Below are 17,246 nucleotides of genomic sequence, written 5' to 3'. Positions count from 1 at the left end.
AGTTTCCCCTGTTTACTCTTTGAGACAGGCCCGGTGGGGCCCGTGCTGGCTGGATTACTCCATCATCTTCTCAATCGGCAGAACCAGGATCGAGCTGGCGCCGAGCGCTTTCAGTTTTTCCATGGTTTCCCAGAACAGGGTTTCGCTGCTGACCATGTGCATCGCTACGCGCTGCTTATCGCCCGCCAGCGGCAGGATCGTCGGACGCTCGGCGCCCGGCAGCAGAGCCACCACTTCTTCCAGACGCTCGGTCGGCGCGTGCATCATGATGTATTTCGATTCCCGGGCCTGGATCACGCCCTGAATACGGGTCAGCAGGCGGTCAATCAGCTGCTGTTTGGCATCGGCGATTTCGCCGTCGCGCTGAATCAGGCAGGCTTTGGAGCGGAACATCACTTCCACTTCGCGCAGACCGTTGGCTTCGAGGGTCGCGCCGGTAGACACCAGGTCGCAGATGGCGTCGGCGAGGCCCGCGCGCGGGGCGACTTCAACGGAGCCGTTCAGCAGGCAGGACTTAAACGAAATTCCTTTCTGATCGAGGTAGCGCTTCAGCAGGTGCGGGTAGGAGGTGGCGATGCGTTTGCCATCCAGCGCCGACGGGCCGTCCCAGCGCTCATCCGCCGGCGTGGCCAGCGACAGGCGGCAGCCGCCGAAATCAAGACGACGCAGGGTGAAGTAGCGCGGGTCTTCGCCCTGAGCGCGGCGGCTCAGCAGCTCTTCTTCCAGCACGTTTTCGCCGATAATCCCCAGATCGACCACGCCGTCCATAATCAGGCCCGGGATATCGTCATCACGCACGCGCAAAATATCGATAGGCATATTTTCTGCCAGCGCAATCAGGCGCTGAGTGTGCAGATTCACTTTGATGCCACAGCGGCTCAATAATTCGCGTGAATCTTCGCTCAGGCGGCCTGATTTTTGAATAGCTATGCGTAAACGGCTGTTGTCTAACATTCTTGTTTTCCTCTTATACCTGTCTGAATCTGTCCGAATTTAATTCAAAAAAAAGCCCCCGGAAGTAAATCTTCCGGGGGCTCTCTTTGCGTTCATGCACCTCTGGAAGATCCAAATGTCTTCCAGCACACATCGCCTGAAAGACTAGTCAGGATGATGGTGATGATGGTGGTTTTTAGATTGAACGCAGTTCATAAAATTCTCTTTGAATGACTATGCATTTGATGCCTTTTAACCTAAACCAGTTCAGCGGCATAAAGCAAGGGCTTTTTACTATCATTAATTCATTTCATATTGACCGAAGAAATTGTCAGCTGCCGCCGGCTGGCGTAGCCTTAAGTCAGCACAGCGAAAGAGTCAGGAGCCAGGATATGAAAAAGGTCGCGATTGTCGGATTAGGATGGTTGGGTATGCCCCTTGCGCTGTCGTTGATGGCGCGTGGGTGGGAGGTGACCGGCAGTAAGACGACGCAGGATGGCGTGGAGGCGGCACGGATGTGCGGAATTGACGGCTATCCGCTGCGTCTTGAGCCCCAGCTGGTTTGCGACACGGAAGATCTGGATGCATTGATGAACGTCGATGCGCTGGTGATCACCTTACCGGCTCGCCGCACCGGGCCGGGGGAGGATTTCTATCTGCAGGCGGTACAGGAAATTGTGGATACCGCTTTAGCCCACCACGTGCCGCGGATAATTTTTACCAGCTCAACCTCGGTGTATGGCAACGCCAGCGGCACCTTAAAAGAGGGGGCCCCCCGCAATCCGCAAACCGCCAGCGGCAGGGTGCTTAAAGAGCTGGAGGACTGGCTGCATAACCTTCCGGGGACCTCGGTCGATATTTTACGCCTCGCCGGGCTGGTGGGGCCCTCGCGCCATCCGGGACGTTTCTTTGCCGGTAAGTCGGCGCCGGACGGCCAGCAAGGGGTCAATCTGGTCCATCTGCAGGATGTTATCGCCGCGATTGAGCTGCTGCTGCAGGCCCCGAAGGGCGGACACATCTATAATATATGTGCGCCAAAGCATCCCGCTCGCGGCGTCTTCTATCCGCAGATGGCCCGCGAACTTGGCCTTCCGCCGCCGGTGTTTGCCGATAATCCGGACGGCGGTAGCGGCAAGATTATCGACGGCAACCGTATCTGCTATGAGCTGGGGTTTGAGTATCAGTACCCGGACCCGCTGGTCATGCCGATGGAATAATCAGTCAGCGGGAAATCGCGAACCGTAAGGGGGCGGCGATGAAACCACTGCTGGATGTCCTCGTTATTCTGGATGCGCTGGAAAAAGAGGGGAGCTTTGCCGCAGCGTCGGCAAAGCTTTATAAAACGCCCTCCGCGCTGAGCTACACCATTCACAAGCTGGAAAGCGACCTTAATATTCAGCTTCTTGACCGCAGCGGACACCGCGCGCGCTTTACGCCCACCGGGCAGCTGCTTCTGGAAAAGGGGCGCGAAGTGCTGCACACCGCCCGCGAGCTGGAAAAACAGGCGATTAAGCTGCACCAGGGCTGGGAAAATGCGCTGGTCATTGCCGTGGACGCCACCTTTCCCTTCTCTTTACTGGCGCCGCTGGTGGGCCAGTTTTACCAGCAGCACAATCTGGCGCAGCTGCGCTTTTGCCGCGAGACGCTTACCGACCGCTGGGAGGCGTTGGTTGAAGGGCGGGCGGATATCGTGCTGGGGGCGTTAAGCGACCCGCCGGCTCTTGACGGCTACGGTTTCAGCCCGCTGGGCGAGCTGGAGCATGTTTTTGTCGTCGCGCCGCAGCATCCGCTGGCGCAGATGCCGGAACCGCTGAGCTGGCGGGTGATGAAGCGCCAGCGGGCCATTATCTGCGGCGGCGGCTGGCCATCCGCCGACGATCGGGAGCATCTGGCCGCGTTTGATTTTCCCGGCCAGCTGGCGCTGGTTTCCGCCGGTCTCGGCTGGGGCTATCTGCCGCGATACCTGGCGCAGCCCCAGCTGGACCGCGGCGAGCTGATAATGAAAGAGGTCGCCGCCCATCAGCCGATTCACCGGGCGTGGATTGGCTGGCAGGAGGAAGCTTCCGGCCTCGCCAGCGGATGGTGGCAGAATGCAGTTTTAGCAAATAATGCTATTGGCAGGATATACAATACTAAAATCGTATAAATATTAGTCTGTTAAATAATTCCTACAATTATTTGGCTCTTCAACGGCTTGTCATCCGGCCAGTAAATGTTGCAAAATACGCGGCCTGAAAAACAGAAACTAGCCGACGCTTTTTAAAGCGTCGGTTATTTTTTTGCTTTAAAGACACATCATTCAATACCAAGAGGCCGGGCTTCGTACCGGATAGATATTTACTAAAAACCGACAGTTGTTGTCGCTGAGGAATACACAGAAATGGGGCAATTTTTTGCTTACGCGATGGCTTTCGCCGTAAAAGGGGATGACCACAATGTCGCATAACGCTACTCCAAAAACCTCTCGCGTGGAATTACGTAAAACCCTTACGTTGATTCCGGTTGTCATGATGGGCCTGGCCTATATGCAGCCGATGACGCTGTTCGATACGTTTGGTATCGTCTCTGGATTGACTGACGGTCACGTTGCGACGGCCTACGCCTTCGCGCTGATCGCAATTCTTTTCACGGCGCTGAGCTACGGTAAACTGGTTCGTCGTTTTCCGTCTGCAGGCTCCGCCTACACCTACGCTCAGAAATCTATCAGCCCGGCCGTTGGCTTTATGGTTGGTTGGTCATCGCTGCTCGACTATCTGTTTATGCCGATGATCAACATCCTGCTGGCGAAGATTTACTTTGAAGCGCTGATGCCTTCCGTTCCGTCGTGGATCTTCGTGGTTGCGCTGGTCGGTTTTATGACCGTATCCAACCTGCGCAGCATCAAGGCCGTGGCGAACTTCAATACCCTGATTGTGGTTCTGCAGATGGGTATCGTGGCGGTTATCGTCGGCCTGATTATCTACGGCATCATGCACGGTGAAGGCGCCGGTACGCTGACCAGCACCCGTCCGTTCTGGTCCGAAGGGGCCCACGTGGTGCCGATGATTACCGGTGCGACCATCCTGTGCTTCTCGTTCCTCGGCTTTGACGGTATCTCTTCTCTGTCTGAAGAGACCAAAGACGCAGAGCGCGTGATCCCGAAGGCTATCTTCCTGACCGCGCTGATCGGCGGGATGATCTTCATCGGTGCATCTTACTTCCTGCAGCTGTACTTCCCGGATATCTCGCGCTTTAAAGATCCGGACGCGTCGCAGCCTGAAATCATGCTGTACGTAGCGGGCAAAACCTTCCAGTGGGGCGTGCTGATCTTCTCCAGCGTGACCGTTCTGGCTTCCGGCATGGCCGCACATGCGGGCGTTTCCCGTCTGATGTACGTGATGGGCCGCGACGGCGTATTCCCGACCAGCTTCTTCGGCTACGTTCACCCGAAATGGCGTACCCCGGCGTTTAACGTCCTGCTGGTGGGCGCGATTGCGCTGCTGGCGATTAAATTCGACCTGGTGACCGCGACGGCGCTGATTAACTTCGGGGCGCTGGTGGCCTTCACCTTCGTTAACCTGTCGGTGATTTCACAGTTCTGGATCCGTGAGAAGCGTAACAAGACCCTGAAAGACCACATCAACTACCTGGTGCTGCCAACCTGTGGCGCGCTGACCGTAGGCGCACTGTGGGTCAACCTGGAACAGAGTTCTATGGTTCTGGGCCTGATTTGGGGCACCATCGGCCTGGTTTATCTGGCCTGCGTGACCCGTCGTTTCCGCAACCCTGTTCCGCAGTACGAAGACATTGCCTGATCGGACGACAGGATAAAAAAAGCCGGGGGGAGACCTCCGGCTTTTTTGTTTCCGTTACTTCTGCACTTCCTGGCGCATCACTCTGAGTAGCGTATCCAGCAGCCCGGGAAAACGCGCCTCCAGATCCTCCCGGCGCAGCGAAATCATATTCTCCCGCCCCTGCGGGCGCTGCCATATCACGCCGCTATCGCGCAGAACGCGCCAGTGGTGGGTCATGGTGGACTTCGCGACGTCTTCATGGCGCAGGGCGTTGCAGCTCTGCTCGCTGCCGTCGGCGAGGATGCGAATAATCTCCAGCCGCATCGGATTCCCAAGGGCAAAAAGAACATTTTCAAGGCGGATTTGTTCACGTTCGGGGTGATTGGCGATCATAATATTCCTGTGTCGGCGGTTGCTCTGTTCCGCGGAACAGCAGCCCGTATCGGCGGTTGGCCGGTAATATACCCAAACTCAATCGCTAAAGCCACGCGCGCTGCCGCAGCTTCACCAATAGTAACGATAGCAAAAATAGTTCGAATATACTCGTACAGTTGTACTATGATGGATGCCGTTGAATGAACCGCGGCCGTTTCGCCGCTCACTGACAGTCAAAATGACTAAGGACGCATCATGCCCCGACCCATCCCCCTCGAACGTTATCGCAACATCGGTATCTCCGCGCATATCGATGCCGGTAAAACCACCACCACTGAGCGCATTCTGTTTTATACCGGAATGAGCCATAAGCTGGGTGAAGTACACGATGGCGCGGCAACAACCGACTGGATGGCGCAGGAGCAAGAGCGCGGGATCACCATAACCTCCGCCGCGGTCAGCTGTTTCTGGCCCGGTATGGACCGCAGCTTTGAGCCGCACCGGATTAATATCATCGACACCCCAGGGCACGTCGATTTTACGATTGAAGTCGAACGCTCCATGCGGGTGCTGGATGGCGCGGTAATGGTCTACGACTCCGTGGGCGGCGTGCAGCCGCAGTCGGAAACCGTATGGCGGCAGGCGAATAAGTACCAGGTCCCGCGGCTGGCCTTCGTCAATAAAATGGACCGCCCGGGGGCCGATTTCTTCCGCGTGGTGCAGATGATGATCGACCGCCTGAAGGCCAATCCGGTGCCGGTGGTCATTCCCGTCGGCGCCGAAGAGCATTTCGTCGGGGTCGTGGACTTAATCAAAATGCGCGCCATTTTGTGGGACGATGCGACCCAGGGGATGACCTTCAGCTATGCTCCGGTGCCGGATGAGCTGCTGGCAACCGCCCGGCAGTGGCGGGAGAAAATGGTTTCAGCGGCGGCGGAGGCCAGCGATGAGCTGATGGACAAATATCTGGAAACGGGCGATCTGAGCGAGGCTGAGATCGTAGCCGGGCTGCGTAAGCGCACCGTTGCCGGAGAGATCCAGCCGGTGCTGTGCGGCAGCGCCTTTAAGAATAAAGGCGTCCAGCGGATGCTCGACGCGGTCGTCGAACTGATGCCATCCCCGCTGGATATCCCGGCGATTCAGGGCGTTGATGAGAAAGGCCAGCCGGCAGAGCGCCATCCTGATGACGATGAACCGCTCTCAGCGCTGGCGTTCAAGCTGATGACCGACCCCTACGTGGGCCAGCTGACCTTTATCCGCGTCTATTCCGGCACCCTGAAGAAAGGGGATGCGGTGTATAACCCGGTTAAAGGTAAAAAAGAGCGTATCGGCCGTATCGTGTTGATGCACGCCAACGATCGCCACGAGGTGGACGAGCTGCATGCCGGCGATATCGCCGCCTGCGTCGGTCTAAAAGACGTCACCACCGGCGACACGCTGTGCGATCCGAACGCGATCGTTACCCTGGAACGGATGGAGTTTCCGGAGCCGGTGATTTCGCTGGCTATCGAGCCGAAAACCAAAGCGGATCAGGAGAAAATGGGCATTGCGCTGCAGCGCCTGGCGGCGGAAGATCCGTCGTTCCGCCTGCACACCGACGAGGAGTCGGGCCAGACGATTATTTCCGGGATGGGCGAGCTGCATCTGGAAATTATCGTTGACCGGATGCGACGCGAATTTGGCGTTGAGGCGAATATCGGCCGCCCGCAGGTAACCTACCGCGAGACGATCCGCAAAACGGTGAAAGAGGTGGAAGGCAAATTCGTCCGCCAGTCCGGGGGCAAAGGGCAGTATGGCCACGTGGTGCTGACTCTCGAACCGCTGGAGCCCGGCAGCGGCTTCGTATTTGAAGATGCCACCAAAGGCGGGGTGGTGCCGCGCGAGTACATTCCTTCGGTGGAAAAGGGCCTGCGTGAAGCGATGGGCACCGGCGTGCTGGCAGGATATCCGGTGGTGGACGTCAAAGCGACCCTGACTTTTGGTTCGTACCACGACGTCGACTCCTCGGAAATGGCCTTCCGCATGGCGGCCATTTTCGGCTTCAAGGAGGGCGCGCGCAGGGCCGACCCGGTGATCCTCGAACCGGTGATGCATGTGGAAGCGGAAACGCCGGAAGAGTATGCCGGCAACATTATGGGCGATCTCTCCTCCCGCCGCGGCATGGTGCAGGGGATGGAAGAGCGCTTCGGCAGCCAGATTATTCGCGCCGACGTGCCGCTGGCCGAGATGTTCGGCTATTCCACGACGCTACGCTCGATGTCCCAGGGGCGGGCGACCTACAGCATGGAGTTCCATCATTACGCGGAGGCCCCGCGTAACGTGGCGGAGGCGATTATCGCCAGCCGCGCGAAAGGGTAAATAACCGTTCCCGGCCTGCGTTGCGCAGTCCGGGAATTTATTTATTCTAAACAATATCCTGCGCGTACTGCCACAGCGCTTTCACCAGCATCAGCTTCTCGTTATTGTCAGCATACTGCTGCTGCAAGGTCTGCAGCTCATCGGCATAAGCCTGCAAAAACTCCGGCGTAAACACCTCTCGACGATGCTCTAACCAGCGCTGCTGCTCGGCTTCATCAAGGCTGCCCGGGAAGTTTCGCGCGCGATAGTTAAACAGCAGGCGCTCGATACGCGGGTCGGCGAAGGTAATGTCCAGCGCCGGCAGGTTGCGCGGCTCGGTCTCCAGCACAATCTTCATCGCCGCGCGGTCGGCATCGCTGAAGAAGCCGTTATAGAGCTGAGTATCGACGTTGTCGGAAGGAACGAACGGCTCCGCCTCGGCAAAGATCGCCACCACTTTTTCCCGCACCTGCGGCTGGCCGCGCAGCAGCTGCAGGTTATCCCGACAGCGCTGACGGTTGATGCCCAGACGCTCCGCGTCTTCCGGGCGCAGCGTATTGGCCTTGGCCAGCACCGGGCATTTGTTGAGGTGGACCAGTTTGACCGGTACCGCCGGCAGGTCGCCGAGGTCGGCTTTGGCGGTATACAGCCGCTCGCGCAGCGCGTCGGCGTCCAGCTCCAGCAGGGGCGACATATCGCCGGCAAGGTCAACCATAATCACCGCATTGCGATTATCCGGATGCCAGGCCAGCGGAGCCACCCAGCTGGTGTTGCCGCGTGCGGCGCCGAACATTCCGGAAACGTGTACCAGCGGCGTCATCTGCGGCACGTCAATCAGCGTCGCCAGCTTGCGCTTATTGCGGAAGGTGTAAAGGTAGTCGAACAGGCGAGGCTGTCGGGCTTTGACCAGTTTCGCCATGGCGATAGTGGCATACACGTCGGCCATCGCATCGTGGGCGTTACTGTGCTCGATACCGTTGGCCACGGTCAGATGCTCAAGGCGAAAGCTGGGCAGGCCGTCGTCGTTTTCCGGCCAGTTGATGCCTTCCGGGCGCAGCGCGTAGCAGGCGCGCATCACGTCGAGCAGATCCCAGCGCGAGTTATCGTGCTGCCAGCTCCAGGCGTAGGGATCGTAAAAGTTGCGATAGAAAATATTGCGGCTGACTTCGTCATCGAAACGCACGTTGTTGTAACCCACAATGCAGGTCTTTGGCACCGTGAACAGATCGTGAATGCGGCGGGCAAAAGCGGCTTCATTGTCGCCCTTGGCGATCGCTTCCTGCGGCGTTATCCCGGTAATCATCACCGCCTGGGGCTGCGGCAGATAGTCGTCAGCCGGCTTGCAGTAGAATACCTCGGGCTCGCCGATAACGTTAAGATCCGCATCGGTGCGGATAGCGGCAAACTGCGCCGGCCGGTCAAGGGACGGGCGGGTGCCAAAGGTCTCGTAGTCGTGGAACAAAAATCCGGGCTGGTTGGCGCTATCTTGCATAGTCTGTCTATTTTCCGTGGTGGTTGGCGTCCATACGCTAAATCGTTCGGGGTGAGCCACAAAGCCAGCGCACGTGCAGCTTGAAGTATGACGGGCTATGGTAAACGATTTGTCCGGCCATCAGAAGGGCATCGGCCGCGCAGCGCGTTTATCGTGTCATATTTTCTTGCAATTAAACCATGATATGAAAGGAGAATTTCCGTAAAAAGGACGGCGGATCTGTAAATCTTGAGGATATGCCGTTGAAAGGCCGTTTTTTTATTGCTGTAACTTTGCTCGCTTCGAGCGTTTCTTGCGCCTTTGCCGCGAATGATTTTCCCGTCACCGTGACGCCGCCTTCCATTCAGGCAGGCTCCTGGGTGCTGATGGACTACACCACCGGTCAGATCCTGACCGCCGGTAACGAACATCAGCAGCGTAACCCCGCCAGCCTGACGAAATTAATGACCGGCTATGTGGTCGATCGCGCCATCGACAGCCATCGCATTACCTTTGACGATATGGTCACCGTTGGCAAAGATGCCTGGGCGAAGGGCAACCCGGTATTCGATGGTTCATCGCTGATGTTCCTCAAGCCCGGCGATCGGCTTAGCGTCCGTGATTTAAGCCGCGGGCTTATCGTCGACTCCGGTAACGACGCCTGCGTGGCGCTGGCCGACTACGTTGCCGGCGGCCAGCCGCAGTTCGTTGCCCTGATGAATGAATACGTACAAAAGCTGCACCTGCAGGACACCCATTTTGAAACCGTACACGGGCTGGATGCGCCGGGGCAGCATAGTTCGGCCTACGATCTGGCGGTCCTGTCGCGGGCGATTATTCACGGCGATCCTGACGTGTACCACATGTACAGTCAGAAAAGCCTGACGTGGAACGGTATTACCCAGCAGAACCGCAACGGTCTGCTGTGGGATAAAACCATGAACGTCGATGGCCTGAAAACCGGCCACACCTCCGGCGCCGGTTTTAACCTGATTGCCTCCGCCGTCGACGGCCAGCGTCGCCTGATCGCGGTGGTGATGGGGGCCGAGAGTCCGAAAGGGCGCGAGCAGCAGGCGGCCAAACTGCTGCACTGGGGCCAGCAAAACTTCGATACCGTCCAGGTCCTGCAAAAAGGTAAAAAAGTGGGCAGCGAGCCTATCTGGTATGGCGATAAGGACCAGATCCAGCTCGGCACCGACCAGGACTTCTGGTTAGCGCTGCCGAAGTCTGAGGTTTCGCGTATTAAGGCCAAATATGTGCTGGATAAGAAAGAGCTGGAGGCGCCGATCGCCGCCAATCAGCGGGTCGGGGAGATTTCGCTCTACGACGGCGATAAGGTCGTGGCCCACTGGCCGCTGGTGACGCTGGAAAGCGTTGGCGAAGGCGGCCTTTTCTCGCGCATGAGTGATTATCTGCACCACAAGCTCTGACCTTCGTGCCGCTCTCTCCCGGAGCGGCATCTTTTCCCGCAGCGCTCTGTTGTGGCGCTGGTTGGCGATTCGTTTAGTTTCAGTCAATTACCTTACCTGCTCACCTTTAAGGAAATACGCCGGCGCCCGTGCGCCTGAAATGGAGCTGGGAAGATGAAATTTTTCGCGCGTAGTGCGCTTTCTCTGGGACTTCTTGCCGTTTTTAGTCCCGCAAGCTTAGCCTCTGGCCTGGTTCTGGCCGATAACGACTTCCGCAATGATTTAGCCTGGTTATCCGATCGTGGAGCCCTCTCGTTGAGTTTATCGACCTGGCCCCTGAGCGAGGAGGAGATCGGCCGCGCGCTGGCCAACGCTCATCCGGCAACATCCGCAGAGAGGGCGGTGCTGGGCCGGGTGAATCAACGGCTGAGGTCGCTAAAAGCCGACGTGCGCGTCACCGGCTATAGCTCAACCGACAAACCGGGAACGCCGCAGGGCTTTGCCGGGTCTTATCCTGCCGACCAGTCGCTCTCCATCGCGCTCAATAACAGCGGCGAATGGTGGGATCTGCACCTGCAGGGCAACGTTGAAGGAGACAAGCGCATCGGCAATAGCTCCAACGTTAACGCCAACGGTGCTTACGGGGCGCTGAAGCTGTGGAACCAGTGGCTGGCGTTTGGCCAAATTCCGCAGTGGTGGGGGCCCGGCTATGAGGGGAGCCTGATTCGTTCCGACGCCGCGCGGCCGATGACCGGTTTTCTGCTGCAGCGCGCCGAACAGCGGGCTCCGGAGAACGCCTGGCTAAGCTGGATTGGCCCCTGGCAGTACCAGCTTTCCGCCAGCCAGATGAGCCAGTACGCGGCGGTACCGCATACTAAAATTTTTGGCGGCCGCCTGACGGTATCCCCCTTTACCTCGCTGGAGCTGGGCGCTTCGCGCATTATGCAGTGGGGCGGCGAGGGGCGGCCTTCCTCCTTTGGCAGCTTCTGGGAGGGGCTCACCGGGCGCGATAACACCGGCGATTCGGCGGACGATCCGGGCAATCAGCTGGCGGGCTTTGATTTTAAACTGAAGCTGGCGCCGACGACGGGCTGGCCGGTGAGCGTCTACGGGCAGATGATCGGCGAGGATGAAGCCGGGTACCTGCCGTCCGCCCACCTTTACCTCGGCGGCGTCGAAGGGCATCACCAGTGGAACAGCAGCGCGATTAACTGGTACCTGGAGGCGCACGATACCCGCTCGAATATGGGGCGCACCAACTACATCTATAACCACTTTATCTATAAAGATGGCTACTACCAGCAGGGTTATCCGTTAGGCGACGCGATGGGCGGCGACGGGCGTCTGTACGCCGGTAAGGTCGAACTGGTGACGGAGGAGAATCAGCGCTGGAGCGCGCGGCTGGTTTACGCCGAGGTGAACCCGAAAAATCAGCGGATTAATAAAGCCTTCCCGCACGCCGATACCTTGAAGGGCGTGCAGTTAGGCTGGAGCGGCGACGTGATGCCCACCGTGCGCCTCAGCACCTCCCTGTGGTATACCGACGCTAACCACAGCGACAGCGACGATCTGGGCGCCAGTGTCGGGATTGAGCTACCTTTTAGCCTGTAACCGCCGGCGGCGTTTTTCGCCGCCACGTCGTGCCTCTTCCCAGCGCAAAGCAGGCCAGCGGCAGAGGCAGGGTGACGATCAGCAGCATCCACAGCAGGGTATAGACCGCGTCAACGCCGTCGTTTTGCAGGTTGGTATAGAGTTTTACCGGGATCCCCTGGGGGAAATAGGCAAAGATCATCACAATGCCGAACTCGCCGACGGCGCGTACCCAGGCCAGCGCCACCGCGGAGGCCAGCCCCGGCAGCGCCATCGGCAGGGCGAGAAAGCGAAAGCGATTCCAGCCCGTCGCCCCCAGCGTTTGTCCGGCTTCAAGGATCGCTTTCGGCACCGTGGCGAAGGCGGAGCGGGCGACCACGATAAAGTAGGGCAGCGCGCCGTAGACCTGCGCCAGGACAAAGGCGGCGGGATTGTTCACCAGCGTGACGCCCATTCGCGTCAGCCATTGTCCGGCCAGCCCGTAGGGGCCATAGGCCGAGACCAGTAAAATCCCCATCGCCAGCGGCGGCGTCAGCAGCGGGATCATCAGCAGCAGCTCCGCCAGCAGACGCCGACGACCGCTGGCCTGCGACAGCCACCAGGCGGTCGGCAGGCCTATCGCCACGATCGTCGCCAGCGCCAGCCCCCCCAGCCCCATCGACACGAGGATCGCATCGTCGTCCCGCCAGGCCAGCCGCAGATGCTGCCACGGCGTGACGCTGATTAGGGTAATAAAGGGGACGCTGAGCAGCAGCAGAGCCGGCAGCGCGAGCCAGCCGGCAATGCGCCCGGCGCGTTTTACCTGGCGTATAGGTTTTCCCCTTTTGCCGCGGCGTAGCCGTACTGTTTAAACAGCTGCTGCCCCTGAGCGCTCTCCATGAACCGGATGAATTTTTTCCCTTGTTCCACGCCGTTCGGCGCGTTTTTCAGCACCGCGGCGTAGAAGACCAGCGGCTGAGTGTGCAGCGTCTGGTCTTTACCGGCGCTGTCCTTAATGGTGAAGCTGACGGTGTCATACCACTGTTTCGCCATTGCCGGGTTGCTGAGGTTAATCTCATCGGGCAGCGCGACGTAGGGCAGGTGGGCGGAGAGGACTTCGCTTTCGTAGCCCGCCGCGGCGTCAACCTGGCCGCTCTCCAGACGGCTTAGCAGGCCGCCCTCCTGGTGGGTCTGCGCCGGGTTTTGCAGCTCGCCGAGGATTTTTTCACTGATGCCAGGCTGGCGGTAATACTTCTCGGCCAGCAGCAGGGTAAAGACGATATTCTGGCCCTTAGGATCGACGTACGGGTCGGTGCGGCCAAAGCGGACGTCTTTCTGCGTCAGCAGCTTCAGCCACGAGGCATCCTGGTTTTTATTCGCGGCGGCAAACTGCGCGGCATATTTCCCTTTGGGGCTCCAGGCGACCACCATGCTGGTGCTGGCGACCGGGACAGCATCGTCAATCAAGCCGGCGTCTTTCAGGATTTGCATCGGGCCCGGGGTAATGGAGACGAAAACATCGGCGGTCAGCTTGTGGCTTGCCAGCAGGCGCGCCATGCCGTAAGCGCCCTGGCCTTGACCCTGATAATCGCCGTTTTGCGCTTTGGCAAACGCCGGGCCTAGCCCCTGATCCATCACTTTACCCATCGAGCCGGCATAGGTGACGCGAATATCCTGCGCCATAGCCGCAGGGGCGAACTGCAGTGCCAGCATTGCTGCCAGCGCAAACTTCATTTTTCCTTGCATCGGTAATTCCACTCGTTATGTTTTTATTTACATAACGATTATCAATAATCAGCGCGGCGAAAACAATTTATGCGCAGGCGGCATTGAGGTGCGGTTGAAGTATCGGTTCTGCGTGTCGGCTTCCTGAATGATTTTTCAGCACCGGCCAATGGCGACTCTGTGAATCCGCGCACATACTGTTTTTTGGCTGCCTGCTACATTGCATGTATATTTATACAGTGTTTCTTATCAATAGCGGAGGCAATATGAACTACAGCGTTAAGTCCCTTGGTGCGCGTAAAATCGCCGGTTTTCATATGGTTGGGCCTTGGGAACAGACCGTTAAGCAGGGTTTTGAACAGCTGATGGCATGGGTCAGCAGTCGCCAGATCCCGGCCCGGGAGTGGGTCGCCGTCTATTACGACAACCCGCAGCAGGTGCCGGCAGAAAAGCTGCGCTGCGACACCGTGGTAACGGTGGACGACGACTTCGTCATTCCAGCCAATAGCGAAGGCGCGATCCTGACCGAGATCGCCGGCGGAGAGTACGCTTTCGCCAGCGCGCGGGTGCTGAACCATGATTTCTCCACGCCCTGGCTGCAGTTCTTTGAAAGCCTGCTGCAAAGCAAAGAGTACCAGCTGGCGCCAAAACCCTGTTTTGAGCTCTATCTTAACGACGGCAATCACGACGGCTACTGGGATATCGAAATGTACGTGGCGGTTGAGCGTATCGGCAGGTAGGCGCTTATCCCCGGAGTGAACAAGGTTTCTTACATTAGCGTGATGCTTGCGGTGAAAAAGCAGTTACAATTGGCCTTTTCTTCTTAGCGGAGAGGGTCGTGCGCGCTGATAAATCACTTAAGCCTTTAGAAATTCGTCTGTATCGCCATTACCGAATCGTGCACGGCATACGCATCGCGCTGGCTTTTGTTCTCACCTTTTTACTGGTACGGCTGCTGAACGTACCGGAAGGCACCTGGCCGCTGATTACTCTGGTGGTGGTGATGGGGCCGATATCGTTCTGGGGCAACGTGGTGCCGCGCGCGTTTGAGCGGATCGGCGGCACCATCCTCGGCTCCGCGCTGGGGCTGGTGGCGCTCAAGCTGGAGCTAATCTCCTTACCCGTTATGGTGCTGTGGTGCGCGGCGGCGATGTTCCTCTGCGGCTGGCTGGCCTTAGGGAAAAAACCGTACCAGGCGCTGCTGATCGGTATTACGCTGGCGGTGGTGGTAGGGGCTCCGCCGGGAGACATGAACACCGCGCTGTGGCGAAGCGGCGATGTTATCTTCGGTTCCCTGCTGGCGATGCTGTTTACCGGCATCTGGCCGCAGCGGGCGTTTCTGCACTGGCGTATCCAGATGGCAAATTACGTCACTGCCCTTAATCGCCTGTATCAGGCCGGGATCTCGCCAAACCTGGTCGAGCGTCCGCGGCTGGAAAAACACCTGCAAAAGGTCCTGAACGACGTGGTGAAAATGCGCGGCCTGATTACGCCGGCAAGCAAAGAAACCCATATCCAGAAGGCCATTTTCGAGGCGATTCAGACCGTCAGCCGTAACCTGGTCTGTATGCTTGAGCTGCAGGTCAACGCTTACTGGGGCTCGCGACCGGGGCACTTTGTGATGCTAAATTCCCTTACGCTGCGCGAAACTCAGCAGATGACCCAGCAAACGCTGCTGACCATCGCCCACGCCCTGTATGAAGGCAACCCGCAGCCGATCCGCGCCAATACTGAAAAGCTTAATGAAATCGTCGCCGAACTGCGTCAGCTTATCAAAGAGCATCCGGGCGAAAACCTCTCGGAAACGCCGATACACGGCTACGTCTGGCTGACGATAGAGCTGGCGCGCCAGCTTGAGCTGCTGTCGAATTTGATCTGTCGGGCGTTGCGTAAATAAAAGCCAGATGCGCGAGAACGACCACAGGTTGCTTCGATTCAGCAGCATTTAGGGGTATGATAACCCTAAAGGAAAAAACATTGTCATCAGCGGCTGCTAACAGTTATGTTAGCCCTATATTGCAGTCGCTTTAGCGAATCCGAATCTCAAATATTAGGGGTATAAAAATGGAAACAACTAAGCCTTCTTTCCAGGACGTACTGGAGTTTGTTCGTCTCTATCGTCGTAAGAACAAACTGCAGCGTGAAATTCAGGACGTTGAGAAAAAGATCCGTGATAACCAGAAGCGCGTACTGCTGCTGGACAACCTCAGCGACTACATCAAACCGGGCATGAGCGTTGAAGCTATCCAGGGCATCATTGCCAGCATGAAGAGCGATTACGAAGATCGCGTTGATGATTACATCATCAAAAATGCTGAACTCTCTAAAGAACGTCGCGATATCTCCAAAAAGCTGAAAGTGATCGGCGAAGCGAAGGTCGAAGAGTAATCTCCCCCGACCCTGCCCGGCGGCGGTTCTCGCCGTCGGGAGTTCTCCCCGGCATTCCCTCTGAACGACTCCTTTCTTCCGTATGGCGAACCGCCGTATAACGCAGGCTGCTGGCCTGAACGTAGAAAAATACCGCGCAACGGTCCGCTCCCTTTTAGCGCTACGAGGAACATCATGGACACACTTTCGGCCCTCATTGCCGACATTCCGCAGCCGGATCGGGCGGCGATGGCCCAGGCGAAGCAGCATCTTGACGGTTTATTAAAACCCCCCGGCAGCCTGGGCCGCCTGGAGGCGCTGGCCGTGCAGCTGGCTGGAATGCCGGGGCTGAATGGTCAGCTGCGGCTGGCAGAAAAAGCGATCGTGGTGATGTGCGCCGATCACGGCGTCTGGCATGAGGGCGTGACTATCTCACCCCAGGCGATTACCGCGATTCAGGCGATAAATATGACCCGGCAAAATACCGGCGTTTGCGTCCTGGCGGCGCAGGCGGGGGCAAAAGTCCGGGTCGTCGACGCCGGGATCGATGCGGAGCCGATCCCAGGCCTTGTCGACTTAAAAGTGGCGCGAGGCAGCGGCAATATTGCGCAAACGGCGGCGATGAGTCGCGAACAGGCGACGACGCTGCTGCTGGCGAGCATCAGCTATACCCGCGAGCTGGCGTCTCAGGGCGTGACGCTGTTCGGCGTTGGCGAACTGGGAATGGCGAACACCACGCCGGCGGCGGCGGTGGTGAGCGTGCTCACCGGGCGCGATGCGCAGGATACCGTCGGCATCGGGGCAAACCTGCCGCTGTCGCGGCTGGCGCATAAGGCGGAGGTGGTGCGTCGGGCCATTGCCGTCAACCAACCGCAGGCGGAGGATGGCCTGGAGGTGCTGGCGAAGGTTGGCGGTTTCGATCTGGTTGGCATGACCGGCGTCATGCTGGGGGCCGCATCCTGCGGGCTGCCGGTGGTGCTGGACGGCTTTCTCTCCTGTGCATCGGCGCTGGCGGCCTGCCGTATTGCGCCGGCCGTTCATCCCTATCTGATCCCCTCCCATCTGTCGGCGGAAAAGGGCGCGCGCATTGCGTTTGAGCATCTGCAGCTTGAGCCGTATCTGGATATGGGGATGCGTTTGGGTGAGGGGAGCGGCGCGGCGCTGGCTATGCACCTGGTAGAGGCCGCCTGTACGGTGTTTAACGAGATGGGGACCCTGGCGGAGAGCAATATCGTCCTGCCGGAGAGCCGTTAACCGCCAATCAGGGCGCCGTCAGGCGCCCTGTTG

At 58.4% G+C, this 17,246-nt stretch carries 17 protein-coding genes and 1 other annotated feature; of the genes, 11 read left to right on the top strand and 6 right to left on the bottom strand.

The window, feature by feature from the left end; translation table 11 throughout:
- Nucleotides 1-54: 54 nt before the first annotated feature.
- Both hisG and hisL read right to left on the bottom strand, forming a co-directional pair.
- Complete coding sequence (hisG, locus tag NWP14_RS13105; protein ID WP_095100931.1) at nt 55-954, bottom strand: ATP phosphoribosyltransferase; 900 nt, start codon at nt 952-954, stop codon at nt 55-57.
- 46 nt (nt 955-1,000) lie between these two features.
- Nucleotides 1,001-1,123, bottom strand: a sequence feature (His leader region).
- The gene (gene hisL, locus NWP14_RS13100; protein WP_115193915.1) at nt 1,099-1,149 is read right to left on the bottom strand and encodes a his operon leader peptide; all 51 of its coding nucleotides are present in this window, start codon (nt 1,147-1,149) and stop codon (nt 1,099-1,101) included. It overlaps the preceding feature by 25 nt.
- Nucleotides 1,150-1,325: 176 nt before the next feature.
- Between hisL and NWP14_RS13095 the strand changes: the two genes are divergently transcribed.
- The 4 genes from NWP14_RS13095 to NWP14_RS13080 all read left to right on the top strand — a co-directional run bounded on the left by NWP14_RS13095 (nt 1,326) and on the right by NWP14_RS13080 (nt 4,727).
- Entirely contained in the window at nt 1,326-2,150 is an 825-nt protein-coding gene (locus NWP14_RS13095; protein ID WP_331834646.1) for an SDR family oxidoreductase, read from the top strand.
- Nucleotides 2,151-2,188: 38 nt separating this feature from the next.
- The gene (locus NWP14_RS13090) at nt 2,189-3,079 is read left to right on the top strand and encodes a LysR family transcriptional regulator (protein WP_375215451.1); all 891 of its coding nucleotides are present in this window, start codon (nt 2,189-2,191) and stop codon (nt 3,077-3,079) included.
- Between the two features lie 234 nt (nt 3,080-3,313).
- A complete protein-coding gene (gene yoeI / locus NWP14_RS13085) occupies nt 3,314-3,379 on the top strand; it encodes a membrane protein YoeI (protein ID WP_115193916.1) in 66 nt (21 codons plus the stop codon).
- Nucleotides 3,369-4,727 (top strand): APC family permease, encoded by a 1,359-nt coding sequence (locus NWP14_RS13080; protein WP_331834644.1) that lies wholly within the window; start codon nt 3,369-3,371, stop codon nt 4,725-4,727. Before yoeI ends, NWP14_RS13080 begins: the two co-directional genes overlap by 11 nt.
- Before the next feature lie 54 nt (nt 4,728-4,781).
- Here the strand turns inward: NWP14_RS13080 and NWP14_RS13075 are convergent, their stop codons facing one another.
- Nucleotides 4,782-5,099, bottom strand: coding sequence for a helix-turn-helix transcriptional regulator (locus NWP14_RS13075; RefSeq protein WP_095100939.1), 318 nt, complete (start codon nt 5,097-5,099; stop codon nt 4,782-4,784).
- Between the two features lie 237 nt (nt 5,100-5,336).
- Here NWP14_RS13075 and fusA point away from each other — a divergent pair, with 237 nt between their 5' ends.
- Complete coding sequence (gene fusA / locus NWP14_RS13070; RefSeq protein ID WP_375215450.1) at nt 5,337-7,439, top strand: elongation factor G; 2,103 nt, start codon at nt 5,337-5,339, stop codon at nt 7,437-7,439.
- A 46-nt stretch (nt 7,440-7,485) separates the two neighbouring features.
- On the opposite strand, the gene sbcB is transcribed toward fusA, so the two are convergent.
- Nucleotides 7,486-8,910: an exodeoxyribonuclease I gene (gene sbcB / locus NWP14_RS13065; RefSeq protein WP_375215449.1), complete on the bottom strand. Its 1,425-nt coding sequence runs from the start codon at nt 8,908-8,910 to the stop codon at nt 7,486-7,488.
- Nucleotides 8,911-9,152: 242 nt separating this feature from the next.
- On the opposite strand from sbcB, the gene dacD reads away from it, so the two are divergent.
- Nucleotides 9,153-10,319 (top strand): serine-type D-Ala-D-Ala carboxypeptidase DacD, encoded by a 1,167-nt coding sequence (dacD, locus tag NWP14_RS13060; protein WP_375215448.1) that lies wholly within the window; start codon nt 9,153-9,155, stop codon nt 10,317-10,319.
- Nucleotides 10,320-10,472: 153 nt separating this feature from the next.
- Complete coding sequence (locus NWP14_RS13055) at nt 10,473-11,909, top strand: capsule assembly Wzi family protein (RefSeq protein WP_375215447.1); 1,437 nt, start codon at nt 10,473-10,475, stop codon at nt 11,907-11,909.
- Here the strand turns inward: NWP14_RS13055 and NWP14_RS13050 are convergent.
- Both NWP14_RS13050 and NWP14_RS13045 read right to left on the bottom strand, forming a co-directional pair.
- Nucleotides 11,899-12,672, bottom strand: coding sequence for a molybdate ABC transporter permease subunit (locus NWP14_RS13050; protein ID WP_375215605.1), 774 nt, complete (start codon nt 12,670-12,672; stop codon nt 11,899-11,901). The genes NWP14_RS13055 and NWP14_RS13050 overlap by 11 nt on opposite strands.
- Nucleotides 12,673-12,686: 14 nt before the next feature.
- Nucleotides 12,687-13,601 carry an extracellular solute-binding protein gene (locus tag NWP14_RS13045; RefSeq protein WP_095100951.1) on the bottom strand — a complete coding sequence of 305 codons (915 nt, stop codon included), beginning with the start codon at nt 13,599-13,601 and terminating at the stop codon, nt 12,687-12,689.
- 257 nt (nt 13,602-13,858) lie between these two features.
- On the opposite strand from NWP14_RS13045, the gene sbmC reads away from it, so the two are divergent.
- From sbmC to cobT, 4 genes are all read left to right on the top strand, one after another.
- Complete coding sequence (gene sbmC, locus NWP14_RS13040; RefSeq protein ID WP_375215446.1) at nt 13,859-14,332, top strand: DNA gyrase inhibitor SbmC; 474 nt, start codon at nt 13,859-13,861, stop codon at nt 14,330-14,332.
- A 98-nt stretch (nt 14,333-14,430) separates the two neighbouring features.
- Complete coding sequence (locus tag NWP14_RS13035) at nt 14,431-15,489, top strand: FUSC family protein (RefSeq protein WP_095100954.1); 1,059 nt, start codon at nt 14,431-14,433, stop codon at nt 15,487-15,489.
- Nucleotides 15,490-15,656: 167 nt separating this feature from the next.
- Complete coding sequence (locus NWP14_RS13030; protein ID WP_041146350.1) at nt 15,657-15,980, top strand: DUF496 family protein; 324 nt, start codon at nt 15,657-15,659, stop codon at nt 15,978-15,980.
- Nucleotides 15,981-16,154: 174 nt separating this feature from the next.
- Nucleotides 16,155-17,213 (top strand): nicotinate-nucleotide--dimethylbenzimidazole phosphoribosyltransferase, encoded by a 1,059-nt coding sequence (gene cobT, locus NWP14_RS13025; RefSeq protein WP_375215445.1) that lies wholly within the window; start codon nt 16,155-16,157, stop codon nt 17,211-17,213.
- Nucleotides 17,214-17,246: the final 33 nt, after the last annotated feature.

The organism is Klebsiella sp. C349492 (assembly GCF_042055345.1).
GTDB lineage: Bacteria > Pseudomonadota > Gammaproteobacteria > Enterobacterales > Enterobacteriaceae > Klebsiella > Klebsiella scottii.
This window is presented reverse-complemented; position numbering and strand designations above follow the sequence as displayed.